Origin of the sequence: Bradyrhizobium sp. SZCCHNR1098, from assembly GCF_032489375.1 — a bacterium.
Lineage (GTDB): Bacteria > Pseudomonadota > Alphaproteobacteria > Rhizobiales > Xanthobacteraceae > Bradyrhizobium.
The window spans coordinates 117245-140892 of sequence record NZ_JAUEXY010000006.1; the positions used below are offsets into that span (position 1 = coordinate 117245).

A 23648-nucleotide genomic window follows, 5' to 3' on the forward strand; every position below is an offset into this window, starting at 1 on the left:
CATGGCGAGGCACCGCGGCCGCGGCATGGCGGCGATCAACTATCCCATCGGCATGAATCTCGGCGGCGATCCGAGCCAGGCGCTGGTGCATTCCAATCCCAGCGGCAAGTTCACGGTGGCGCTGTCGTCGATCGATCTCGGGCAGGGCATGAAGTCGGTCACGCGGCAGATCTGCGCCGAGACGCTCGGCGTGCCGGTCGAGGACGTTTATGTCGACACCGCCGATTCCGACACCGGGCCGCACTGCATGGGCTCGTTCGCCTCGCGCGGCACCCATCGCGTCGGCAATGCCGTCATGGCGGCGGCCAAGGAGGCGCGCGGCGTCATGATGGAGGCAGCGGCCGAGGAGCTCGAGGTCAACGCCAGCGATCTCGAAACCGACGGCCGCGGCAACATCCACGTCAAGGGCGCGCCGCATCGCTCGATCTCGGTCAAGGACGTCGCCATCGCCGCCCAGTTCCGACAGGGCAAGACCATCTCCGGTCGCGGCATCTTCCTGGTGCCGTTGTCGGACGTCGATCCCGAGACCGGCGAGATGTCGCCGGCCACCTGCTACGCGCATGCGTGCCTCGTCGCGGAGGTCGAGGTCGATGACGAGACCGGTGAGGTCGGTGCGGTCAGGATGGACAGCGCCTATGAGCTGGGACGTGCGCTCAATCCGCGCCTCGTTGAGCAGCAACTGGTCGGCGGCGCCTGGATGGGCATGAGCCATGCACTCTATGAGACGACCGAGCCGTATTATCCCGATCCCAAACAAGGTCCGCGGGACTTCGTCGAATATCTGATGCCGGGACCTGGCGACATCTGTCCGCACGACATTGCCGTGCTGGAACGCCCCGCGCCGGACGGCCCGTTCGGCGGCAAGGGGCCGGGTGAGATGTGCGCCAATCCGGTGCTGCCCGCGATCGCGAATGCGATTTTCAATGCGGTGGGCGTGCGAATCGACGAGCTGCCGATCACGCCGGAGAAGGTGCTGCGCGCGATCAAGGCCCAGGGCGGCGCGCGGCCGCAGACGCGGCGGTGAGACGATATGGTCGTCCGCAGCAACATCGTCGGCATCGACTCGCCGCAGGCGCTGGAGAAGGCGCTGCGCGCGGCTTATTATCTCGCCGATGAGGGACTCTCCACCGCTGCCTATCTCGCGCTTGCGCTAGGCAAGCCGCTGCTGCTGGAGGGTGCGCCCGGCGTCGGAAAAACCGAGGCGGCGAAGGCAGTCGCCGCGGTGCTTGGCCGCAAGCTGATCCGCCTGCAATGCTATGAAGGCGTCGACGCTGCGGCGGCGCTCTACGAGTGGAACTATCCGCGCCAGATGCTCGCGATCCGCCAGGCCGGCGAGGACAGCATCGACATCTATGGCGAGAGTTTTCTGATCGAGCGGCCGATGCTGGCCTGCCTGCGCGCGCCCGACTCGACGGTGCTGCTGATCGACGAGATCGATCGCGCCGACCAGGAGTTCGAGGCCTTCCTGCTCGAATTCCTCTCCGACTTCCAGATCTCGATTCCAGAGCGTGGCACGATCCGTGCCGCCGAGCGGCCGATCGTGGTGCTGACCTCGAACCGCACCCGTGAGCTGCATGAAGCGCTGCGCCGCCGCTGTGTCTATCATTGGATCGACTATCCCGATGCGGAGCGCGAGGCGCGCATCGTGATGATGCGCGCGTCCAGCGTGGCCGAGGCGACCGCGCGCGCCGTCGTGGCGGCGGTGGCGAAGCTCAGGCGTGAGCCCTTGAGCAAGGCGCCGGGCATTGCCGAGGCGGTCGACTGGGCCGAGGCCGCGACGCTTCTGAACCAGACCGGCGCGCGCTGGCCCGACGCCTTCCGGCGCTCGATCGGCGTAGCGCTGAAGGACGAGGAGGATCTGTCCTTCATCGCGCCTCGGCTCGATGCTCTGCTCGCGGAGGCGATGACATGAGCGAGGCGCGCCTGCCGCAGGCTGCCGAGATCTTCGTGACATTCGCTGCGCTGTTGCGGCGAAACGGCTTCGCAATTGCGCCGGAGCAGACCACCGCCTTCCTCGCTGCGATCGAACTGCTGGGGCCTGTCAGCATCGAGGATATCCGCCGTGCCGGGACGGCGACCCTCGCGCCACCTCCCGAGCGGCTCGCGACCTACAATCTGCTGTTCGACGTCCATTTTGGTGTCGCCGAGGCGACGGCGTTCAGCGAGAGCGACAGGCAGGACGATGTCGTGCGGCTGCAGGAGGAGGGCGACAGCGGCGTCGATCCCGACATTGCGCAGGAGCAGAACGAGTCCGGTCTGGCGGCAACGCGCGCGGAGGCGTTGGTTGCGCGTCGGTTGAGTGCGACCACGGGAGACGGTCCGCTGCAGCTTCTGGCGCGGCAGGCGCGTGCGAAGCTACCGAAGCGGCGAGGCCATCGGCGCGTGCGCGCGCGGCGCGGCAGCTTCGTCGACCTGCGCCGAACCTTGCGTGAAAGCGTGCGGCGCGATGGCGAGGTGCTGTCGCTGCGGCGCTTGAGGCGCCGGCCGCGGCTGCGCCGGCTGCTGCTGTTGATCGACGTCTCCGGCTCGATGAAGGCTCGGACCGAGGGCAACATGCGGCTCGCTCATGTGTTGGTCCAGGCGGTGCCGCAGGCCGAGGTGTTCACCTTGGGCACGCGGCTGACGCGGGTCACGCGGCCGTTGCGGCTGAAGCGGCGCGAGCAGGCGCTGCTGGCGGCTTCGCATCTCGTCAGCGACTGGGACGGCGGCACGCGCATCGGCGAGGCGCTGCAGGCCTTCCTCGGCGTGCCGCGATTCTCGATCTATGCGCGGGGCGCGGCGGTTCTGGTGATCTCGGACGGGCTGGAGCGGGGTGACCATCAAGTGCTCCGCGAAGCCGTGTGGAAACTGTCGCTGCGCGCCTGGCGCCTGAGCTGGCTGACGCCGCTGGCGACTGGGCCGGGCTTCAGGCCGCAGACGGAAGCGCTGCAGGCCATTGCGCCACTTGTCGATGACATGGTGCCGGGCGGCTCGGACGAGGCCATCGTCGCGCATGTGTTGTCGCTGGCGCAGAGGAGGGCGGCATGACCGGCTATGTCGATGCGCATCATCACATCTGGCGCCAGGCCGACCTGCCCTGGCTGGTCGGCCCGATGCAGCCGCGGATCTTCGGGCCCTATGAGCCGATCCGGCGCGACTACCCGATCGAGGAATATCTCGGGGACATCGCCGGCAGCGGCGTGACGCAATCGGTCTACGTCCAGACGAACTGGGCCAAGGACGGCTTCGAGGAGGAGGCCGCGTGGGTGCAGCGAACCGCCGATCAGCACGGCTATCCGCACGCCATCGTCGCCTATGCCGATCTCGCCGTTGATGACGCGCGGCCGCAATTCGATCGGCTCGCGCGTTATCCGCTGGTGCGCGGCGTTCGCATGCAGCTGCACTGGCATGAGAATCCGTTGTACCGGTTCGCGGAGTCGCCCGATCTCTGCAGTCAACGGAATGTCCGCGCCAACATGGCGCGGCTGGCCGACTACGGCTGGTCGTTCGACCTGCAGGTGTTTGCCGGGCAAATGGCCGGCGCCGCGGCGCTGGCCGAGAGCTGTCCGGCCGTCACCTTCGTCCTCCAGCACGCCGGCATGCTGGAGGACCGGTCGCCGGCGGGACGCGAGCAATGGCGCGCCGGCATGCATAAGCTTGCGGCCTGCCGCAATGTCGTCAGCAAGCTCTCGGGCCTCGGCACCTTCATCCGCCGCAACGATCCCGCTGATGTCGCCGATGTCGTACGCGAGACCCTCGCTATCTTCGGCCCCGAGCGCTGCCTGTTCGGCTCGAACTTTCCGATCGAGAAGCTCTGGACCGACTATCGCACACTGGTGGCAGCCTATGAGGCTGCCATCCACGGCCTCGACAAGCGTGCACGCGCGCAGGTCATGGGAGAGACGGCGCGCCGCGTCTATCGGCTGGGATGATACCGCCTGCAACGACAACAAAAGCAACAGGGAACGCTCATGGCGCTGGAAATCAAGATTCTCGACTATGGTGATATCGAGCTCGAATCGAGCTTCCTCGTGCTGGGCCGCGACTGCGGCCGCACCCGCCGGGTGCTGACGCTCGGCTTCCTGATCCTGGGCGGACCGTATCCGGTCGTGGTCGACACCGGCTACCGCTCCAACCAGATCATGGAGACGCTGGGCATGCGCGGGCTGCAGTACCATGAGAACATGATCGAGAACCAGCTGGCGCGGCATGGCGTGCGCATGGGCGACGTCCGTTATGTCTGCCACACCCATCTGCACATCGATCATGCGGGAAAGGACGATCTGTTCCCGATGAACACGACGGTCGTGCTCAACCGCCGCGAGCTTGAATATTCGGTGTCCGGGCTGATGCACCCGCAATATCCGGCGCCGGACATCAAGCACCTGATCGACCGGCTGCACACCAAGAGCGCGCTGCGCTTCCTCGATCTCGAGCTGACCGGACCTGTCGAGCTGATGCCGGGGGTCTATTGCGATGCCGCCAATGCCCACACCGAAGGCTCGATGAACATCCACGTCCACACCGCCGACGGCATCGCCACCATCTGCGGCGACGTGATCTACGACTTCAACGACCAGATCGTGACCCCGTTCAACGAGATCCAGGACGCGGAGCCGCGCACGACCGGCAATCACGGCACCTCGAAGCGCGCCGAGAAGGCGGCGATCAAGAAGCTGCTGTCGAGCTCCCGCTATCTGTTGCCGGTGCATGATCGCCCGGCCAAGATCGAGGGCGGCGTGGTGACAGGGCGGTTGCACGACCAGGTGCCGGGTCCCATCGTGCAGTCGCTGCCGCAGCGGCAATGGTTTCCGGCGTAGTCGGCGCGAGGATCGGCCATGACCCATGTGACCTTGCGCCCTGAATTCGAGAGCTTGATCGACCCCTACGCACCGGTGTCCCAGGTCGCGACCGGCTTCGACTTCACGGAAGGGCCGATCTGGCACCCGATCGAGCATTTCCTGCTGTTCTCCGACATGCCGGCCGACGTCCGCCGCCGCTGGGACGCGAAGCGCGGCGTGGTCGAGATGCGTCGGCCGTCGAACAAGTGCAACGGCATGACCTATGATGCCGACCTCAATTTGATCGTCTGCGAGCACGCGACGTCGTCGCTGGTGCGCGAGCGGCCCGATGGCCGCCGCGAGATCCTGGCCTCGCATGTCGACAACCAGGAGCTCAACAGTCCGAACGACGTGTGCGTCCATTCCAGCGGCGCAATCTACTTCTCCGATCCCTGGTATGGCCGCATGCCGGTCTACGGCGTCGAGCGGCCGCGCCAGCTCGGCTTCCAGGGCGTCTACCGGGTGCCGCCGGGCGGCGGTCCGCCGCGGCTGCTGGTCGATCGTTATCTGTTCGACCAGCCGAACGGGCTGTGCTTCTCGCCGGACGAGGCGCTGCTCTATGTCAACGACACCGTGCAGGCGTTGATCCGCGTGTTCGACGTCGGTAGCGACGGGCCGCTCTCGAACGGGCGCGTGTTTGCCAGCGGCATCCGCTCCGAGCTGGAGCCCGGCGTGCCCGACGGCATGAAATGCGATCAGCGCGGCAATGTCTGGGTGACCGCGCCGGGCGGCGTCTGGGTCTATGCGCGCACCGGCGAGTTGCTCGGCAAGGTGCGCGTCCCGGAACTGGTCGCCAATCTCGCCTGGGGCGGCGCCGATTTTCGCACGCTCTATCTCACCGCGACGCATTCGGTCTATGCGATCGCGACCAAGGTCGGCCCGCGCCACGAGCCCTATATGAGGGCCCAGACGCGGGGGGCTGCGGCGGGCTCGTCCCCATCCAGCGCGACGTCCACAGGCGCGCCACCGGCGCCGCTGCTGGCGTCGGGCGACATGCAGCTCGATCCGCGCCGCTGCGCGATGATCATCCAGGATCTGCAGAACGACGTCATCATGGACGGCGGCGCGTTTGCCGATTCGGGGGCTCCCGGTCATGCCAGGCAGCAGCGCGTCGTCGACAACGTCCGCCGGCTTGCCGAGGTCGCCCGCGCGCGCGGCGTCGTCATCGTCCACGTCTGGTTCGTCGTCGAGCCCGGTGCCCCCGGCGTGACGTTGAACGCGCCGCTGTTCGAGGGGCTGGTCGACAGCAAGGCGATGGTGCGCGGCAGCTGGGGGGCTGCGCCGGTCGCTGGGCTGGAGCCGCGGAGCGGGGACTTCGTCGTCGAGAAGATGCGGATGAACGCCTGGGAGGGCACGCGGCTCGAGACCATTCTCAAGGCCACCGGGCGTGACGTGATCATCAATACGGGGGCCTGGACCAACATGTCGGTCGAGCACACCGCGCGCACGGGAGCCGACAAAGGCTACTTCATGGTGGTGCCGGAGGATTGCTGCTCGACGATGAACGCGGACTGGCACAATGCGTCGATCAACTTCGCCATGCAGAACGTTGCTGTCGTAACCAGGGCCGACGCAGTGATCAGGGCGCTGGGGTGAGACATGCCCAAGCTGCTGCATCTCGTCGCCTCGCCGCGGGCAGATTCGGAATCCAGCGCCGGCGCGCACGCCTTCCTCGACCGCTTCAGGCAGGCGCGGCCGGGCTGGGACGTCGACGAGATGAATCTGTGGCGCGAAAAGCTGCCGGAGTTCGAGGGCGAGATTTTGCAGGCGAAGTATGCCCGCATGGGCGGACGCGCCTTCACCGATGGCCAGCGGGAGGCGTTCGCGGTGGCCGAGCGCATGGCGGTGCGGCTCGATCTGGCCGAGCGCGTCGTGATCTCGACGCCGATGTGGAATTTCGGCATTCCCTACAAGCTCAAGCACTGGCTGGATATCATCAATCAGCCGGGCCTCACCTTTCGCTTCGATCCGTCGCGCGGCTACCTGCCACTTCTGAAGGATCGTCCAACGCTGGTGATCCTCGCCAGCGGCGGCGACTTCACCAGCGGCGTCAGCCGGGGGCGCACCGATCTCGCGACGCCCTATTTGCGCGAGGCGCTGCGCTTCATGGGGCTTCGCGATCTGCACTTCGTGGCGATCGGGCCGACCAGCGGGCCGGCCGCGCACACCGGCGTGGCGCGTGAGCGGGCGCACAGGCGGCTCGTGGAGATGGCTGCACGGTTTTGATATGACATGAAGAGGCGGGCCCGCTGCGCGTCGCGTCCGAGCTGCCGGTGGTTTCGTCCCTCGACTGGCGTCCTGTGATCGTGCTCTCGACTGATCCAGCCGCAGAAAGAATTCAACCGATAAGGTCGACTGCGGCTCCCGCCGCGTCGATCAGGTGGACACGGTCGACCTCGGTGCGCGGCAGCAGCGTACGGATCTCAGGCTCCGACATCAGACTAAACGCGGTCGAAAGCGCGTCGGCCGCCGTGGCATTGCCGGCGACCGTGGTCACGCTGCGATAGCGCTGCGCGCAGCCGCCGCTGTGCGGATCGAACAGATGATTGAAGCGGCCGTGCGGATCGAAGCGGAGGCCATAGGCGCCTGACGTCGATACGGCCCGATCGATGATCGGTAGCATCGCGGCGATCCGATCGGGAACGTCGGGGTCGGCGATTGCGATCTCCCAGGGCCGGGCGTCCGGCCGCGCGCCGATGGCGCGGGCTTCGCCCATGTCGACCAGGCTCTGCTGCACGCCTTCGCTGCGCAGCAGGTCGACGATCCGATCCGTGACATAGCCCTGCGCGATGCCATTCAGGGTGAGCGCCGTGCCGCGCGGCATGACGATGCGATCGCGGCTGACGCTGAGCCGCTGATGGCCGACCCGCGTCAGCGCCTCTTGTACGGCCGCCTGCGGTGGGCCGTCGGGATTCGCATCGGGGCGCGAAAAATGATCGGCATAGAGCGTCCACAGCGGCTGCACGGTCGGGTCGAAGCGGCCGTCGGTCAACGCGGCGTAGCGCTGCGAGAGCGTGAGGATGTCGACCAGCTCCGGCGCCGGTGCGACCAACACGCCGGTGCGGTTCAATGTGACCAGCGCCGAGTCCTCAAGATAAAGGCTGAACAGGCGCTCGAGTCGCCGTGCTTCGCTGATCGAGACCGTGATCACCCGCTCGGCCTCGCGCCGGTCATGGTGATGAAGCTTGATCGTGGCAACGGCGCCGAGCAACGTGCCGCGCCATTCGACGAGGCCAGCGGTGCTGCCGGCCGCCTGCCTGCCGCAGGGTGCGATCGCAAGGCCCGCCAGTGCGGCGCTGATGCGGATGAAGCGCCGACGCGAGAGCTGATTTGTCATCGTCGCACCTCAGTCGTGCCCTTGTGGTCCGGCTCGTTCGTGCCGGCGTTGTCGTCGGGGGAGCTCAGCACATAGTCGCGCGGCACCTCGGTGAAGCCGACGATGCGACCGCCGTGCTCGGCCGCGAAGCGCTCGGCGGCGCTCCGATCCGAGAACGGCACCGCCTCGTCGCTGCCCATGCCGCTTCTGAGTCGGCTGCCGATCACGAACACCGCCTTGCGGGCTTCGACCCAATTGTCGGCACCCGGATTGTCCCAGCTCGCGGCCTTGCCCATGTCGGAGACGTAGATCGCCTGGATGTCCTTGGGCTCGTCGGGCAGCATCGTGAAGGCGATGGCGTCGCGGGCCGAGGAGAACCACACCGGCTCGATCAGGCTGGCGGCGAAGATCTGTCCCTTGGGACCGGAATGCTCGAGCAGGTTCATGCCGCAATAGTGCCCGATCGCCTCCGCCGTCAGCTTGATCGGCGGCGGCGGCGCGGCGGCCTGCTTGTCGTTGCAGGCACCGAGAGCAAAGGCGGCGATGAGCGCGCAGGCGAAAGCGAGGCGTTTCATAGCTCCCTCCGTGAGAAGGCCAGCGCGGCGCCGGCGAGCGGTACCAACGTCCACAGCACCAGCGCCGCGAGCAGCGCCTGCACCGACAGCGTGCTGCTGCCGGCGAGCCCGGCCATGCCGGAGAACAGGCTGACATTGGCGAAGCCGGTCAGGTTGAAAAGCCGGTAGGCATCGGTCGGATTGAGCAGCAGCAGCGCGCTGAGCACGCCGCCGGAGACGTTGCGGCCCTGGTCGATCACCAGAAGGCCGAGCAACGCCATGTCGTAGATCAGGACGAGCACGAGCCACAGGCCGATGCTGACACCCGCTGCGGTGCCGCGGTCGCGCACGACGGCGCTGACGAGATAGCCGATTGCGACGAACACCGCGCCAAGCAGAACGGAGGAGCCGATCATCGCCGCGAAGGCCGCGAGCCCGTCGCTGTCGAAGTGGCTGCCGGCGATCAGCAGCGCCACCGCGGCGGCGCCATAGCCGAGGCAGGTCGCGAAGGCGAGCACCGCGAGATGACCGAGGAACTTGCCGAGCAGCACCTGCCAGCGCGCTACGGGATAGCTGAGCAGCAGCAGCATGGTGCCGCGCTCCATGTCGCCGACGATGGCATCGTGCGAGATCAGAAGCGCGATCAGCGGGATCAGGAAGATGGTCAGGCTCGACAGGCTGACGATGACGACATCGAGCGCTCGCGCGCCGACGGTACCGGTCGGCGCGCTGCCGAGGAAGGTCAGCGACAGCGCGAGTCCGGCCAGCAGCAGGGTCGAGGCCAGCACCCAGCGATTGCGGATCGCCTGCTGGATCTCCTTGGCGGCGATGGTGATCACGCTGGTCATTGCGGGTGCTCCGCGTGGCGCAGGAAATGCGCGTAGAGCTCGTCGAGACTGGGTGGAATGAGCTCGAGATCCTGGACGGCGGTGGCGTCGGCCGTCGCCAGACGCAGCAGCTCGATCTTCTCGTCCGGCGCTGCGTCGATCTCGACGATGTGGCCGTTCACCCGGCGATAGGACGCGGCCGGCGGGAGCCAGGCCGGCGGGCCCGACGGTGGCAGGGAGGCGACCTTGACTCGAATCCGGGTCGGCAATCGCGCGAGGCGGCGCAACTCGTCGAGTGTGCCGTCGGCGACCTTCAGGCCGCGGTTCATGATGATGACGCGGCCGGCGCGTTCCTCCAACTCGGTCAGCGCATGCGACGACAGCAGCACCGTCGTGCCCTCGGCGGCGAGCCTCTCGATCACCTCGTAGAAGGTCTGGCGGAGCTCCGGATCGAGACCGCTGGTCGGTTCGTCGAGCAGCAGCACGCGCGGGCGGCCGATCAGCGCCTGTGCCAGCCCAAGGCGCTGGCGCATGCCCTTGGAGTAGGTGTTGACGCGGCGCTTTGCGGCATCGCCTAGTCCGACGACGTCGAGCAACTCGATGGCCTGTCCGACCGGCTCGCGCTTGAGCCGTGCGTAGAAGGTCTGGGTCTCGCGGCCGGTAAGGGCGGCATCGAAGGCAACGTTCTCCGGCAGGTAGCCGAGGCGGCGCCGCGAGGAGAACTCGCCGGCGGCTGGATTTTCACCGAGTACGGCGATGGTGCCGCGGGTGGGGCGGATCAGCCCGAGCATCATCTTCATCAGCGTCGTCTTGCCGGCGCCGTTGTGGCCGATCAGCGCCACCATCTCGCCGGCGGCGAGATCGAACGACACGCCCCTCACGGCTTCGACCTTGCCGTAGTGCTTGATCACGTCGGCGACATGGATTGTCGCGGTCATCGGGGCCTGCTTTCTGCAGCGGCGCGGCGCGCCGGCGGCGATATCAGGGGATGGCTGTCGACGACTCCGCCGGGCAGGATCGCGGGAAACTGCGCCTGCGCCCAGCGGATCACCTGCACGGCCGGGCTGTTGATCAGGACCTTGGCGGCCGGCGCGGTCCACAATACGCGGTCGATCAGATCATTCGGCCGATAGGCGGTGTCGGCGATGCCGTCGCCGTTGAGGTCGAAGCCCGGGTTGTCGCTCCAATAATTGCCGCGGCCGCTTTTCGACCAGTCGAGATGGCGGGTGCCGACATACTTGATCTGGCTGGCATTGTTGACGAAGGCATTGCCCCTGATGTCGTTGCCCTCGGAGCCGGCGGTGAAGTGAACGCCGATCTCGCACCCTTCGAACCAGTTGTCGGTGATATGGTTGTTGTTGGTGTTGTAGATGAACACGCATTTCTCGGGACCGGGACGGGCGCCGGCGGTCGGCGTGGCCGTGCTCGCATCGGCCTGCGGCACGCCTTCGTCGGTGCCCCGGTTCTCCGCGGTGGCCCAGCGCTCTGCCGGCTGCAGCCCGCCGATCACGCTGTTGCCGGAGATCTGCGAGCCATTGGCCGCGTTGAACAGCAAGCCGCGGTCGCGGTCGTGATCCGAGACGTTATCCCTCACGACGAGCGCCTTGGAGAACATCATCGCATAGCCGATGATGTTGCGGGTCGAGACGTTGCCGGAGATCTCGCTGTCGTTGGTGTACATGAAGTGGACCGCGAAGCGCAGGTCGCTGAAGCGATTGCCGCTAAAGACGTTGTTGCGGCTGGTGATGGCGAACACGCCATCGCGGCCGTACCGGAATTGGTTGTCGATCACCTTGGCGCCCGGCGCGTTCCAGACGGAGACGCCGTTGCCGGTGACGCCGCCGCGCGTCGTGCGCAGGCCGATGATGCTGTTGTGACGGACCATGGCGTTGGCTGATCCGTGCAGATAGACGCCGAACAGATTGCCTTCGATGCGGTTGTTCTCGATCAGTGCGTCGTGTGCGGCCTGCTCGACGAAGATGCCGGAATCCATCTGCTCCAGCGCATGGCCGGATCCGTCGATGGCGAGGCCGCGAATGACGGTGCCCGGCGCCGCCACGGTGATGACGCTGCCCTCGCCGCCACCGCTGATCACGGCGCCTGGAGCCCCAGCCAGCGTCAAGCGGTGGCTGATCCGTAGCGGTCCGCGATAGGTGCCGGTGGCGAGCGCGATCTCGTCGCCGTCGGCGGCGCGGTCGAGCAGGGCCTGCAGGTCGGTGGTTTCAGCTCCGACCTGCAGAGTCGCCGCCTGGGCGCGGAAGGGCAGGCCGGCGACGACGAGCGCCGCCAGCCCCAGAGTCTTGATATGGCGCACGCGCCGCATCGCTCACGCGTTCCGCGGCGAGACCAGCATGCGTCCGCGCATTTCCATGTGCATGGCGTGGCAGAACCATGTGCAGAAATACCAGTACACGCCGGGCTTGTCCGCGATGAACGTCACGGACGAGGTCTGCTGCGGATCGATCTCCATGTTGACGCCGTAGTTGACGATGCAGAAGCCGTGCACCAGGTCCTCGACGTCGTCGATGTTGGTGACATAGACGGTCACCTCGTCGCCCTGCTTGACCTCGAACTTCTCGAGCGCGTAGGCAGGCGCGCTGGACCACATGTAGACGCGCACCTTGTTGCCGTCGCGGATCACCTTGGCGTCGCTCTCCAGTGTGACGCCGTCGGCCGCGGCCTGCTTGCGGGCGTCGGCGAAGAACGGGTCGTCGCGCTTCCAGATCGAGGTCACGCGCCCCTCGAGCTTGGAGCGATGCACGATCACGGCGTCGTGCGGCTCGGCGAAGCTCGGGCCGTCGTGCACCAGCTCCATCTTGTCGCCGGAGATGTCGATCAGCTGGTCGTTCTCCGGCTTGAGCGGGCCGACATTCAGGAAACGGTCCTTGGAGAACTTGTTCAGCGACAGCAGCCATTTGCCGTCGGCTTCCTTGGTCTCGCCCATCGAGGCGTGGTTGTGGCCCGGCTGATAGTGGACGTCGAGCTTCTGGATGATCGGGTTGACCTTCTCGCCCTTGAAGGCGCGCTTGGCGAGATCGAGGCTCCATTTGCAGACCTGGCTGTCAAGGAACAGCGTGGTGTAGGCGTTGCCGCGGCCGTCGAAGGCGGTGTGCAGCGGCCCGAGGCCGAGCTCCGGCTCGGCCACGACGACATCGCGCGGCTTGATCTTGTCGTCGAACAGGTTGTCGATCAGGCGGACGTCGATCACGGTGACCGTCGGCGCCAGCTTGCCATTGGCGACGACATGGATGCCGTCGGGGGCCGTGTTGAGGCCGTGCGGGCTGTTCGAGACCGGAACGTAGCGGGTGTAGGGCGAGCCCTTGCGACCGTCGATGACGGGAACGCCGTTCATCTCCTTGAAGTCGCCCTTCTTGACGGCCTCCTCGATGCGCTTGATGTTGAAGATCGTCACCCAGTCCTGCTCGCTCGCGGTCATCTCGGCGAGCGTCACGCCCTTCTCGGAATTGTAGCAGGTCGCGAAGGCGTATTTGCCCTGGTAGTCGCAATCGGTGTTGTCGAGATTGCCGTCGACGATCACCTGCCAGGCAACCGTCATGGTGTCGCCGTCGACGGCCGAGAACATCGACCAGTATTTCGACTTGTCGTCGAGCACCTTGCCGTCGTTCGGCAGCGGCACCTCGTATTCGCCGTTGCAGAACAGGTAGCCGGTGCGCGGGAACTTCTGCGGACGCATGCCGTGGATCGTGTACTGGTTCGGCAGCTCGATGATCTTGTCGCACTTCATGACGTCGGTGCGAATGCGGGCCAGGCGGGTGTTGGCCTTGTCGTTGATGAAGACGTAGCGTCCGTCGTAGGTGCCGTTGGTGAACGACATGTGTGGGTGGTGGCAGTCGCCGTTCATCCAGATGCCGAGCCGATCCTTGAGCCGCTCGCGCGTCTCGGGCAGCAGCCCCTCGGTCATGATCTTGCGGCTCTCGTTGGTCTGGCCCCAGCCGGTGGCGCTGCACCGGTTGAAGACGGGGATACGCATCAGCTCGCGCATCGACGGCATGCCGACGATGCGAAGCTCGCCGGTCTGACCGCTGGAGAAGAAGACGTAGTATTCGTCGAGCTGACCCGGCGCGACCTCGGCCTTGCCCCCGCTCTGTCCAGCTCGCGCCTGCGCCGCGGCCGGTGTCGTCTCGATGCTCTTGCCGAGGCCGATGCTGCCGGCCACGCCGGCCGCGCCCAGTGCGGCGGTGCCGACGATCTGCCGGCGGCTGAGTTTCGTCTGGTCGTCGTCGTGCGCCATCGTCGTCTCCTTATGATGGATGGGTGAGATCGTTGGATTGGGCCGGCGCCGTCGTCGGCCGGCCGGCGTGGGTGATCACGGTCTTCGGACCGGATTTGGCGGCGCGCATCGACGGCGATGACATCGCCTCGAACTTCTCGCGCTTGAGCCGGACTTGGATCATGTGCGGACAGCGCTGGTCGTCGTAGTAGAGCTCCTGGCAATGCATGCAGTAGATGCACTCATTGACGTTGATGTGTCCCTCGGGATGGATCGACTGCACCGGGCATTCCTTGGCGCAGCGCTGGCAGGGCGAGCCGCACTCCTTCCAGCGGCGCAGCCATTCGAAGGTGCGGATGCGACCGGGAATCGCGAGCGCGGCGCCCAGCGGGCAGAGATAGCGGCAGAAGAAGCGTTCGATGAACAGGCCGATGCCGAGCAGCGCCGCGGCATACAGCACGAACGGCCAGCTGCGCGAGAATTTCAGGATGATCGCGGTCTTGAACGGCTCGACCTCCGCGACCTGCTCGGCGAGCGCGACCGAATACAGCGACAGCCCGAACAGGCCGAGGAAGATGATGTATTTGATCGGCCACAGCCGCTCGTGCAGCCCCCAGGGCACCGTGATCTGCGGCACCTTGAGCCATTTTGCCACTGTGTTGGTCAGCTCCTGCAGCGCGCCGAACGGACAGAGCCAGCCGCAGAACGGCCCGCGGCCCCAGAACAATAGTCCAGCCGCCGTTGCCGCCCACAGGATGAAGATCAGGGGCGCTGCGAGGAAGAACTCCCAATGGAAGCCGGTCAGCAGCGCGTTGATGAAGGTAACGACGTTGATGACAGAGAGCTGGGCGTTGGCGTACCAGCCGAGCCAGACCAGCACGAACAGGAGATAGGCGCGGCGGACCCAGGTGTAGAGCCGGGGACGGCGCACCAGAACGTTCTGGAAGAAGAAGATCCCGGTGAGCACGGCCAGCGCGAGCGCGGTGATGCCGATGGAGACCGTCTGCGAGCGCCAGATGCGCATCCATAACGGCTCTTCGGTGTCGTCAGTGACTGGTTGCGCGGTGGCCGGGGCGGGCTGTGCGGCCGTCGCCGGCGTCGCAGCGGCGCGCGTCTCGTGCTTCAGATAAACGTCTGGAACGGTGTAGTCGACATCGAAGGTCAGGAACGCCTTGTCGTGGCTGCCGGTGCTTCGTTGCACCAGGAGCTGGAGCTGCCATGGCTCGGTCGGGTCGAGCGTGAATTCGGGCGGCGTGACGAACAGCCCGATCTCGCGCAGGGCAGGGGCGCCGGCGGCCGCCAGCGCACCGAGTCGCATGTGGTTCTTGTCGCGGAACCGTGTGCTCCCTCCCTCCTGCAGCACCTCGATGCGGTCGAAGATGCCGCCCCTGACATAGGCGGAGCCCTTGAACGAGTAGACGCCATCCCCGGCGACGACGATCGCCTGCTGTCCGGGCTGCAGCCGCTGCTTGAGTCGCTGATAGCCCTCGTCGCCGAGCAGGCTGCGGCCGATGGTGGGCACGCTGGCCATGGCCACATAGAGATCGATGAAGGTGTCGCCGGCATCGCCGGGCTCGGGATTTTGCGCGGCCGCCGCATTGCCCGACTTGGCGAATGCGTCGTTGACGTCGCCGATGCTGAGATGCAGGCGCCGCACCGAGCCGTCGCCGAGCAGGCTGCCCCAGTCGCGGATCTCGCTCTTGTCGGGATCGACCGTCCTGGTCACGCCCGGCTGTGCTGCGGCGGCGCTCGCCGCGGCGCCGGCACCAATGCGGCCGCTGCGGATCAGGCGCGTGGCGGCGCGCACGATGCTGTCGTGCATCACCAGCACGGTGACCGTGGCACCTGAGACGATGTCGGCCTGCGGCGCATGTTCTGCGCCGTGCGCGATCGGCGTCATGTCCTTGCCGAGCAGGCCGTTGAGTGCGGCAACGATGCGTGGCTCGGGAATGCCGATCAGCACGATCGGCTCCTTGTGATCGACCAGCTTCAGCCCGGTGATGACGCCCTTGGGATCGATGCCGACGAGGATGTGGATCGGTTTGCCCGAATAGCCGACGGAATTGGCGAAATCGGAGTTGAGATAGACGTAGCCCTTGAGCTGATCGCCGCGATACACCGGCATGATCGGCGGCTCGCCTTGCGGCACGCCGAAACGATCCGCATCGGGGAAGAGCTCGCCCGGCGTGATCTTCGAGAGGTAGGTTGCGAGATCGCCGGCAGCATGTGCTGCGCGCGGGGCCGCGATCGTGCAGAGCCCGATGAGGATTGCTACCAAGATAGCAGGCATGCGCCACCGTTTGGTGGCGACATCACTCGCAACCATGATCACCTCAAGCGGAACGGCCGGCCCACGAAGGGCCGTATTCCAGTCAGGACTGTTTCGGGGAAGGAAAGGATCGTCGCCATTGACAATCCCGGAGCAAATAGAGTCGGGCTAAATTGACTCCTTATCGTGCCGGTTGTCTAGTGGGTCGCAATCCGACGGACGTTGCGCTGGATCAAACAGGCCAGGACAATCAGGCAGACTATGATATGTTGTTGTCACGCACGCTTTCGCTCAAGTCGGAACCGGCCGGGAACCTGCATTCGATTGACGAGCTGTTCGCGCTCGCCAATGCGATGGAGCAGGAGGCGGCCGATCGCTACGACGAGCTGTCCGGAGAGATGCAGCGTCAAGGCCGGCTCGATCTGGCCGACGTCTTCGCGAGGTTGGCCGCGGCCGAGCGCGAGCATGTCGACAGTGTCGCGCAATGGTCGCAAGCGCGAACGGGGCGTGCCCCCGATGCGTCGCTGGTGCTCTGGCAGCCGCCGGAGACCTTTGAGCCCGGCGCGGCGCGCGAAATCCAGGACTCACGGCTGATGACGCCGTACCGCGCGCTGTCGATGGCGGTGCGCAACGAGGAGCGGGCCTTCGCGTTCTGGTCCTATGTCGCGGCATTTGCCGATGATCCCGAGGTCAAGAAGGCGTCCGAGGCCATGGCGCGAGAGGAACTCGGTCACGTCGCGACGCTGCGCAAGGAGCGGCGCCGTGCCTATCATCTTGAGGCCGACGCCAGGCGCGCGGCGACGGTGGCGTCGGACACGGGCACGATCGACGCCGGCCGGCTGGAACGCCGCCTCGCGGATCTGCTCGGCGCGATGGCGTCGCGTGCCACGGGCCGACCGGCAGATCGCGTACGCGAGCTTGCGTATGAAGCCGCGGCAATGGCATCGGAGGTTGCGGACCTGCTGCGCCTGCCGGCTGCGCTCGCGCAAGCCGATGCAGCCGTGCTGGCGGAGGCGCTCGCGGACGCGTATCTGGAGCATGCGGAGCGAGCGACCGAACCGGACCGGCTCGATCTGATGCAGCGGCTGGCGTCGCAGGCGATCGCACGACTGGCTTGGCTGCGGTCGCTCGGTTGAGTCCAAATTCAGAGCTGCTTGGCGAAAGACGAGGGTCGCCCAGCCAGGCTGGGCGACCCGATCATGATGAGGCTCAGTTGCGGGCCGGCGCCGGCACGGCGGTGCGGTTCGCCGGCACCGTGACGGGCTGGAAGGAGAACACGTCGCGGCTGCGCGGATCGACGGTCACCTTGACCCAGCGCACGTCGTTGTTGCCGTTGCCCTGATTGTCGCCGAACGTTTCGACACGAACGAAGTTCTCCAGCCGCTGGCCGGCACTGTTGAGGAACGGCTGGTCGATCCGGAAGTAATGGGAATCGCCGTGGACGTAGGCGACCGGCTTGCGGAACGCCTCGACTTCGGTGCGCAACGCGGTCAGAAAGCTGATGAAGCCGTCCGGCTGCCCGTCCGTCTCGGCGAGCGTCTTGGGATCGCGGAGCGGCGCGCGCGTGGGATCGGCCTGGTCCCAGCCCGGGTTGCCCTGGGTGATGAACATCACCGCAGCGGAATGGCGCTTCCTGGCCTCTGCGAAGGTCTGCTGCATCCAGAGAATCACGGCTGCATTGCGCGCGTTGTATTCGTCCGGATCTGGATTGGTGTCGCAGAGATTGTTGCAGGAGCCCTGGATGTTCAGCGTCGCATAGGTCACGCGGCCAACGGTCCAGCGGCGATTCTCGACGCAGCCGACCTTGGTGCCGTTGGCGCTGAGACACAGCGGATCGGTCTGCACCTCCTGGCGCAGCTTGCGTTGGCCGAGCGAGAACGGCGTCGAGAAGAACACCTTGCGCTCGTAGTCGAGCCGGTCGCGCGAGTTGAAGCCGCCATTCGAGGGGCGATCGCAATCGACCCAGTCGTTGTCCCCGGGCGTGAACATGGCCGGCGCCTCGAGGCTGTTGAAGAAGGCGAGCGCCTGGGCATAGAGGCCGGCGTCGCAGGCGGAATTGGAGCCCTGCTTCAGGTCGCCGTCATGCGCGGTGAATTTCAACCGGTGGGCGTTCATGTCCGCGATCAGGTTCGGGACGCCGACGGTGGCCTGCAGCGTGGAATAGGGTAGGTCGCCCCACAGACCGATGGCGTAGCTGTCGTCATCGTCGTCGAAGCCGTGATCGTGCGCGAGGCTTGGCGCGGCAGCGGCGAACGCGAGCAACAACATCGTAACAGACAATGTGAGCAGTTCGTAAAAGGCAGATTTGAATGATGATCGAAGTGACATTCTACAAGATCCCCCAAGACCTCGGTTGCATCGCGCCGCTTCATTCAAGCGGCGGCGGGACGATGCGGAGGGTCGATAACGGGGGCGTGACGATCGGCTGACAATCCGCTGACGGCGTCACGATGTTGCAATTCGGTGCACCATCAATGTCGTCCGCCGCGGACAATGCACAGAAGGCCCGCCGCAACGTGTGCGGCGGGCTGTTCTTGAAAGCGGCAGACTCCCGTCGATCAGCGGTCGTCGCCGTGTCCGTGCTCACCGTGGTCGTGATGATGCCAGCCGCCGTCGTGATCGTGATCGCCATCGTTATCGCCGAAGGCGAACAGGTTCATCAGGTCGCCGATCGCCGGACGGTTCTTCGGCACGTAGCGGTTGTCGTCCCGATCATGAATCGGGTTGGGCAGCCGGTCGCGGCTGACGGCGGAGATCGTGGGCAGCCGCCAGTTGCGCTCGATGAATTTCAGCAGCGAGACGTGATCGTAATAGGTGTGGTCGACATGACCCTTCTTGGCCAGCGGCGAGACCAGGATGAAGGGAATGCGGGTGCCGTCGCCGAGGAAGTCCACCGGCTGGACATAGCCGGAGTCATAGTAGCCGCCGCCCTCGTCCGTCGTGATGAAGATCGCGGTCTTGGCCCAGAGCTGCGGGTTGGCCTTGACGCGATTGATCAGGGCCTCGAGAAACTTCTCATAGAGGTCCGTGGTCGAATCGGCGGGATGCCCGGCGAGCGCCTCGAACGGACGCACGAACGACACGGCCGGCAACGTGTTGCTCTGCACGTCCTTCACGAAGGCGCCGTAGTTCTGCAGCTTGGCTTCCTCCGTCGGAGTCTTCATGATCTTGTTGAAGCCGGTGAGCGGGTCGCAGATGCCGCAATAGGAGTGGAACAGCAGCGGCACGCCGTCGACGCTCTTGGCGAAGGTGGTGGCGTCGTCGCCGCGATCGGCGCTGTAGTACTTCCAGGACACGCCCTTTTCCGTCATCACGTCAGCGATGGTCGGTGCACTCTGCGGCGGCAGCACGAACTTGTCCGAGCCGAGCGCATTCGGCTTCGCGCTGGTCTGGTTCCAGAACATGCTGTAATTGTTGACGAGATAATAATGGTTCGACGCGCAATTGTTGCTGGTGACGCCGTTCTTGAACAGCTGCTCGTTGATGGCGGCGACGCCGGGCGCTGACGGATCGGAGCAGTTGACGTAGGAGCCGCCGCTGTAGCCGTCCTGCTTGTAGTAGTTGTTGGTGCCGGCAACCGGATCCGGATTTTCGATCTGGTTGGCATAGGGCACGGCCGGGGCGCCGTTCAGCGTCTCGGGGTTGGTGAAAAACGCGGCGTGGCCGGTCACGAGGGCCTGGAAGTTGGCGCCGGTGCCGCCCATGATGGCCTGATGATAATTGTCGCTGATCGCATATTCGTCGGCGAGCTGCTTGAAGAACGGCGCGTCACCGGGCTGGGCCTTGCCGGAGGCATCGGTGAACGGGTTCATGTTGTAGAAGCCCATCGAGATGGCGCCTTCCATCGGGTTGAACCCGCCGGCCGGATAGGGCTGTCCGTTCGAGCCGGTGCCGATGGTCTGCTCGACCCACACGAACTTGTCGTGCTTGCCGCCGTCGATGTCCTGCCACATCTGGAAGAAGCGGTGCACCGGATCGCCGGTATAGGCGGCGTAGGAGACGTATTTCGAAATCTGATACGGGCCATTGGGAAGATTGGCCGGGAAGCGGGTGTCGAGGACGTTCTGCGGCAGGCCGATTCCATATGTGGTGTAGGGCTGCGGCAGCGTTGCGTAGGCGCCAGTGGACGCGGTCTCGGCACTGTAGCGAGCCTCGTCGCGACCGATCCGCTGTTCCGCCTTCTTGAAATGCCGCCCCGGCGTGCCGTCCTCGTTGACGATGCCCTTGCTGAGCAGATTGTCGATGGCCTGACCAGCCTTCGGCTTGTAGGTGCCGAACAGATTGTCGAAGGTGTGGTTCTCACCGACGATGATGATGACGTGCTCGATCGGGGTGCTGGTCGCCGCGCCGGCGAAGGCTGGTGCGACGCTGGTCGCGGTGAAGACGGCGGTGGTCGCAAGGGCGAGCGCCTTGGACCGCGTGACTGTTCTGGTCATGACATCTCCGGACGGAGTGGGGTGGTGGCGCGCGCTTACGAATTGCTGCTCGCCTGCGGCAATTTATCGCGGCAACAAATTGCAACGTGGTGTCGGTCTTGCTTCGGTTTTGTGAAATGCGCGCGAGACGCGCGTTTGCGTAGATGCAGGAGACGCACGGCGCCGCATCGTGCAGGCCCGGCATCACATGCCGGCGGGCCTTCGCTCATCGCCGCAGGAAGCCGGCTCGCTCTGAACTCTGAAGAAGATCGCCGATCGGCGATGCCGCTCAGAGCTGGCCCGGGATCCAGCCCAGCGCGAGGGCCTGGCCCAGGGCGATCTGGCTGGCCGACATCTTCGAGGCCACGGCGTTGCGAAGCCGCAGGAAGTAGCTGCGCTGGGTCGACTTGGCATGTCCGGCAGCAAGGTTCAGCCATTTGTAGGCGAGCACGACGTCCTGTGGAACGCCATGACCCTTGTCGTACATCAGGCCGAGCATCGCTTGGCCGAACGGATTGCCGGCTGCGGCGGCCTGGCAATAGAGATCGCTGGCGACCTCGTAGGCCTGCGGGGTTCCAAAGCCGTTTTCATACATGAAGCCGAGCATCGCCTGAGCGCGTGGATCGCCGCGCAGGGCAGGCTGGGTCAGCACGCGCACGGCGCGGACGAAGTCGCCGCGCGCATAGGCGATGCGTGCGGTGCTGACCGAATCGGCGCGAACGGGCGAGGCCAGTGCTCCCAGCAGCAGGATGGCTGCGGTGCAGGCGATGGCGAGGCGCCCCATCGCCGGCCGGATCACTTGGCTGGGGTCAACGGGTGGTGCGGACACGCAAATCATCCGTGATGCTCGCTCCGACTGATCCGCGGAGCTTGGAACGGAGTTCTTCTGCGACCTGATGCGCATCGCTGCCGTCGCGAATGATCTGCGGCCGGATGAAGATGATGAGCTCGGTGCGCGTGCCCTTCTTGCCCTGATGCGAGAACGCGTCGCCAAGAACTGGAATCTCGTCGAAGCCCGGAATGCCGTTGCGATTGCCGGTCTGCTGCTCGCTGATCAGGCCCGCCAGCAGCACGGTCTGGCCGTTGGCGACGGAGATGGCGCTCTTGACCTTGCGCTGCGACACCGTCGGCGTGAGACTCGCGGCGGTCTGGGCCGCGACGTTGCTGATCTCCTGCTCGACCTCGAGCCGCACATTGCCGTTGGCGGCGATCCGCGGCACGACGCGCAGGATGATGCCGGTGTTGCGATAGTCGATGGTGTTGACCACCGTGTTGCTCGACGACAGTACGGTCGCGCTGCCGGTCGATACCGGCACGACGTCGCCGACCTGCAGGGTGGCGGTCTGGTTGTTGATCACGACCAGCGAGGGATTGGAGAGCACCTTGACGCTGGTGACAGTATGGAGTGCGTCGAGGATCATGTTGGGCGAGGCTTCGTGCCCGATCAGGAAGTTGAAGCCAGGCAGAGCGCGGTTGATCAAGGCCGTCGTCGCCGCGGATGTCGTGGCCGTGGCCACCGACGTGGCTTGCGTATTGGTGATCGATCCTTTGTCGGTCCCGAGGCCGAGCACCTTGCTCGAAAGATAGGCCTGCACGCCGTAGGACAGCTCGTTGGTGAGCGTCACTTCGGCAATCGTGGCGTCGATGCCGACCTGCAGCACCGGCTGGTCGAGCTGCTGCAGCGTGCTGGAGATGATGCGATAGTTCTCGCGGTCGGCATAGATGAGCAGCGAGTTGTTCACCGTGTCCGGGGTGATCCGGACATTCGGCATGATGGCTTGGCCTCCGCCAGCACCACTGCTGCGTGGCTCCAGCCCGGTCGAGGACGGCGTACTGCTGGAAGACGACGTGCTCGAAGATGACATGCTCGAGAGACCACCGCCTTGGGACCGGCTCGCCGGATTGGCGCTCGAACTCGATGATCCGGCTGCATTAGTGTTGAAGGAGAGCCGATCGGCGACCGACGTCGTCGTGCCGTCGGACCCCGGCGCGGTCTGGCCGTCGGCGCCGTCGGTGGAGGACGAGCCGGCGCCGCCGAACATGTCGGTGAGCACCTTGGCGAGCTGGCGCGCGTCGCCGTAGCGGACGCGGTAGACGTGGACGCTGGTGCGCCCGGAGTCGGCCTGGTCGAGCCGGCGGATCCAGGTCGCCGCGCTCTGCAGCAGCGCCGGCTTGCGCGTTACGACCATGATCGCGTTCAGGCGATTGACGACCTGTAGCTTGACCAGGCTCTGGCTCAGCCCGTTCTCGCCGGAATCCATGATCTTCTCCAGCTCCGCCATCAACGGCTCCGGCGCCGAATTGCTGACCGGGAAGATGCCGACCGACTGGCCGCGCATCCAGTCGACGTCGAAGCTCATCACTGTTTCGATCGCGGAGCGTCGCTCGGCTCCTGTGCCCTGGATCAGCAGCAGGTTTCGGGTGGTGTCGGCGCGCACGCTGCCGGCCCGGGTCGCGAAGCTGTCCATCAGCTTGAGGATCGTCTGCGCGCCGACATATTGCAGCGGCACGACGGAGACGCCGTAGCCGGGCTCGGCGCGGCCGGCCTCGCCGTCGACGCGTCCGGCGCCGATGGCGTCGCCGAGCGGAGTCAGCTTGTAGCCGCCGCCTTCGCGGACCAGCACGACGCCCGACAGGCGCAGCGCGCTCTCCAGCACGAACAGGATGTCGGATTTCGGCACCGGCCGCGCCGACACCAGGCTGACGCTGCCCTGCACGCGGGGATCGATCGCGTAGCCCGCGCCGAGGATGTCGCCGATCACGACCTTCGCGACCACTGCGATCGGCGTGTTCTCGAAATTGAGGTCATATCCCTTGTCATCGGCCGCCGGAAGCGGCCTGACCTCGGCGACCTCCTGAACCGTGGTCCCCTGATAGGTCCGCGCGCTCGCGCGCTCGACCTCGGGGCGTCCCTGGATCGATGCGACCGGTGCATTGTCGCGCGGCAGGATATCGAGCGAGCGTACCTTGTCGATGACGTCGACATCGGCCGGCGCGCTGGCCTGGGAATTGAGGGTTGCCATGTTGCAGGACGCGAGCAGCACCGCGATGGTCAGCAACCAGGCATGTCTGACAACCGCAGCGGACTGGCTTCGATTGCCGATACGAAACATGGACTTACCGATCTACTCGTGTTGACCGGCCGAACCAGGATCGCGCCTCGTTCGACCGCGCAGCCTGCATAGCGGTCCAATGTGACACTTATGTATCTTTGCC

The 23648-nt window shown here is 65.9% G+C and carries 19 protein-coding genes; 8 read left to right on the forward strand and 11 right to left on the reverse strand.

What is annotated here, in order from left to right:
* The first annotated feature begins 1 nt into the window (after position 1).
* From QX135_RS14965 to QX135_RS14995, 7 genes are read left to right on the forward strand one after another with little or no spacing between them, the layout of a single operon-like run.
* The gene (locus QX135_RS14965) at positions 2–1024 is read left to right on the forward strand and encodes a xanthine dehydrogenase family protein molybdopterin-binding subunit (RefSeq protein ID WP_316181496.1); all 1023 of its coding nucleotides are present in this window, start codon (positions 2–4) and stop codon (positions 1022–1024) included.
* A gap of 6 nt (positions 1025–1030) precedes the next feature.
* The gene (locus tag QX135_RS14970) at positions 1031–1912 is read left to right on the forward strand and encodes a MoxR family ATPase (protein WP_315739539.1); all 882 of its coding nucleotides are present in this window, start codon (positions 1031–1033) and stop codon (positions 1910–1912) included.
* Positions 1909–3027, forward strand: coding sequence for a VWA domain-containing protein (locus tag QX135_RS14975; protein ID WP_316234135.1), 1119 nt, complete (start codon positions 1909–1911; stop codon positions 3025–3027). Before QX135_RS14970 ends, QX135_RS14975 begins: the two co-directional genes overlap by 4 nt.
* Positions 3024–3911: an amidohydrolase family protein gene (locus QX135_RS14980; RefSeq protein WP_316234136.1), complete on the forward strand. Its 888-nt coding sequence runs from the start codon at positions 3024–3026 to the stop codon at positions 3909–3911. Before QX135_RS14975 ends, QX135_RS14980 begins: the two co-directional genes overlap by 4 nt.
* Positions 3912–3950: 39 nt before the next feature.
* The gene (locus QX135_RS14985) at positions 3951–4799 is read left to right on the forward strand and encodes an MBL fold metallo-hydrolase (protein WP_315758239.1); all 849 of its coding nucleotides are present in this window, start codon (positions 3951–3953) and stop codon (positions 4797–4799) included.
* An 18-nt stretch (positions 4800–4817) separates the two neighbouring features.
* Positions 4818–6416, forward strand: a complete 1599-nt coding sequence (locus QX135_RS14990; RefSeq protein WP_316234137.1) for an isochorismatase family protein — start codon at positions 4818–4820, stop codon at positions 6414–6416.
* A 3-nt stretch (positions 6417–6419) separates the two neighbouring features.
* Positions 6420–7046: an NAD(P)H-dependent oxidoreductase gene (locus QX135_RS14995; RefSeq protein WP_315776966.1), complete on the forward strand. Its 627-nt coding sequence runs from the start codon at positions 6420–6422 to the stop codon at positions 7044–7046.
* A gap of 112 nt (positions 7047–7158) precedes the next feature.
* Here the strand turns inward: QX135_RS14995 and QX135_RS15000 are convergent, their stop codons facing one another.
* Genes QX135_RS15000 through QX135_RS15030 form a run of 7 tightly spaced genes read right to left on the reverse strand, consistent with a single transcriptional unit; the run spans position 7159 to position 16074 of the window.
* Positions 7159–8157: an FAD:protein FMN transferase gene (locus QX135_RS15000; RefSeq protein WP_315776965.1), complete on the reverse strand. Its 999-nt coding sequence runs from the start codon at positions 8155–8157 to the stop codon at positions 7159–7161.
* Positions 8154–8711: a nitrous oxide reductase accessory protein NosL gene (locus QX135_RS15005; protein WP_315776964.1), complete on the reverse strand. Its 558-nt coding sequence runs from the start codon at positions 8709–8711 to the stop codon at positions 8154–8156. Before QX135_RS15005 ends, QX135_RS15000 begins: the two co-directional genes overlap by 4 nt.
* On the reverse strand, positions 8708–9538 hold the full coding sequence (locus QX135_RS15010) for an ABC transporter permease (protein WP_315739548.1): 831 nt from the start codon (positions 9536–9538) through the stop codon (positions 8708–8710). Before QX135_RS15010 ends, QX135_RS15005 begins: the two co-directional genes overlap by 4 nt.
* On the reverse strand, positions 9535–10455 hold the full coding sequence (locus tag QX135_RS15015) for an ABC transporter ATP-binding protein (protein WP_316181512.1): 921 nt from the start codon (positions 10453–10455) through the stop codon (positions 9535–9537). Before QX135_RS15015 ends, QX135_RS15010 begins: the two co-directional genes overlap by 4 nt.
* Entirely contained in the window at positions 10452–11840 is a 1389-nt protein-coding gene (locus QX135_RS15020; RefSeq protein WP_316234138.1) for a nitrous oxide reductase family maturation protein NosD, read from the reverse strand. The genes QX135_RS15015 and QX135_RS15020 overlap by 4 nt, the downstream gene beginning before the upstream one ends.
* Before the next feature lie 3 nt (positions 11841–11843).
* The gene (gene nosZ / locus QX135_RS15025) at positions 11844–13769 is read right to left on the reverse strand and encodes a TAT-dependent nitrous-oxide reductase (protein WP_315739552.1); all 1926 of its coding nucleotides are present in this window, start codon (positions 13767–13769) and stop codon (positions 11844–11846) included.
* Between the two features lie 10 nt (positions 13770–13779).
* Positions 13780–16074, reverse strand: a complete 2295-nt coding sequence (locus QX135_RS15030) for a 4Fe-4S binding protein (RefSeq protein WP_410053224.1) — start codon at positions 16072–16074, stop codon at positions 13780–13782.
* 209 nt (positions 16075–16283) lie between these two features.
* Between QX135_RS15030 and QX135_RS15035 the strand changes: the two genes are divergently transcribed.
* A complete protein-coding gene (locus QX135_RS15035) occupies positions 16284–17153 on the forward strand; it encodes a ferritin family protein (protein WP_316234158.1) in 870 nt (289 codons plus the stop codon).
* Positions 17154–17226: 73 nt separating this feature from the next.
* On the opposite strand, the gene QX135_RS15040 is transcribed toward QX135_RS15035, so the two are convergent.
* From QX135_RS15040 to gspD, 4 genes are all read right to left on the reverse strand, one after another.
* Positions 17227–18345 (reverse strand): hypothetical protein, encoded by a 1119-nt coding sequence (locus QX135_RS15040; RefSeq protein ID WP_316234140.1) that lies wholly within the window; start codon positions 18343–18345, stop codon positions 17227–17229.
* Between the two features lie 230 nt (positions 18346–18575).
* Positions 18576–20453, reverse strand: a complete 1878-nt coding sequence (locus QX135_RS15045; RefSeq protein WP_316234141.1) for an alkaline phosphatase family protein — start codon at positions 20451–20453, stop codon at positions 18576–18578.
* Positions 20454–20721: 268 nt separating this feature from the next.
* A complete protein-coding gene (locus QX135_RS15050) occupies positions 20722–21270 on the reverse strand; it encodes a tetratricopeptide repeat protein (protein WP_316234142.1) in 549 nt (182 codons plus the stop codon).
* Entirely contained in the window at positions 21242–23545 is a 2304-nt protein-coding gene (gene gspD, locus QX135_RS15055; RefSeq protein WP_316234143.1) for a type II secretion system secretin GspD, read from the reverse strand. The genes QX135_RS15050 and gspD overlap by 29 nt, the downstream gene beginning before the upstream one ends.
* Between the last annotated feature and the right edge of the window lie 103 nt (positions 23546–23648).

Coding starts and splice junctions, on each gene's coding strand:
- QX135_RS14980 (WP_316234136.1), top strand. CDS start 3,024: ATGACCGGCTATGTCGATGCGCATCATCACATCTGGCGCCAGGCCGAC.
- QX135_RS15050 (WP_316234142.1), bottom strand. CDS start 21,270: ATGATTTGCGTGTCCGCACCACCCGTTGACCCCAGCCAAGTGATCCGG.
- gspD (WP_316234143.1), bottom strand. CDS start 23,545: ATGTTTCGTATCGGCAATCGAAGCCAGTCCGCTGCGGTTGTCAGACAT.
- QX135_RS15030 (WP_410053224.1), bottom strand. CDS start 16,074: ATGGTTGCGAGTGATGTCGCCACCAAACGGTGGCGCATGCCTGCTATC.
- QX135_RS14985 (WP_315758239.1), top strand. CDS start 3,951: ATGGCGCTGGAAATCAAGATTCTCGACTATGGTGATATCGAGCTCGAA.
- QX135_RS15020 (WP_316234138.1), bottom strand. CDS start 11,840: ATGCGGCGCGTGCGCCATATCAAGACTCTGGGGCTGGCGGCGCTCGTC.
- QX135_RS14990 (WP_316234137.1), top strand. CDS start 4,818: ATGACCCATGTGACCTTGCGCCCTGAATTCGAGAGCTTGATCGACCCC.
- QX135_RS15000 (WP_315776965.1), bottom strand. CDS start 8,157: ATGACAAATCAGCTCTCGCGTCGGCGCTTCATCCGCATCAGCGCCGCA.
- QX135_RS14995 (WP_315776966.1), top strand. CDS start 6,420: ATGCCCAAGCTGCTGCATCTCGTCGCCTCGCCGCGGGCAGATTCGGAA.
- QX135_RS15010 (WP_315739548.1), bottom strand. CDS start 9,538: ATGACCAGCGTGATCACCATCGCCGCCAAGGAGATCCAGCAGGCGATC.
- QX135_RS15035 (WP_316234158.1), top strand. CDS start 16,284: ATGTTGTTGTCACGCACGCTTTCGCTCAAGTCGGAACCGGCCGGGAAC.
- QX135_RS14970 (WP_315739539.1), top strand. CDS start 1,031: ATGGTCGTCCGCAGCAACATCGTCGGCATCGACTCGCCGCAGGCGCTG.
- QX135_RS15045 (WP_316234141.1), bottom strand. CDS start 20,453: ATGACCAGAACAGTCACGCGGTCCAAGGCGCTCGCCCTTGCGACCACC.
- nosZ (WP_315739552.1), bottom strand. CDS start 13,769: ATGGCGCACGACGACGACCAGACGAAACTCAGCCGCCGGCAGATCGTC.
- QX135_RS15005 (WP_315776964.1), bottom strand. CDS start 8,711: ATGAAACGCCTCGCTTTCGCCTGCGCGCTCATCGCCGCCTTTGCTCTC.
- QX135_RS15015 (WP_316181512.1), bottom strand. CDS start 10,455: ATGACCGCGACAATCCATGTCGCCGACGTGATCAAGCACTACGGCAAG.
- QX135_RS14965 (WP_316181496.1), top strand. CDS start 2: ATGGCGAGGCACCGCGGCCGCGGCATGGCGGCGATCAACTATCCCATC.
- QX135_RS14975 (WP_316234135.1), top strand. CDS start 1,909: ATGAGCGAGGCGCGCCTGCCGCAGGCTGCCGAGATCTTCGTGACATTC.
- QX135_RS15040 (WP_316234140.1), bottom strand. CDS start 18,345: ATGTCACTTCGATCATCATTCAAATCTGCCTTTTACGAACTGCTCACA.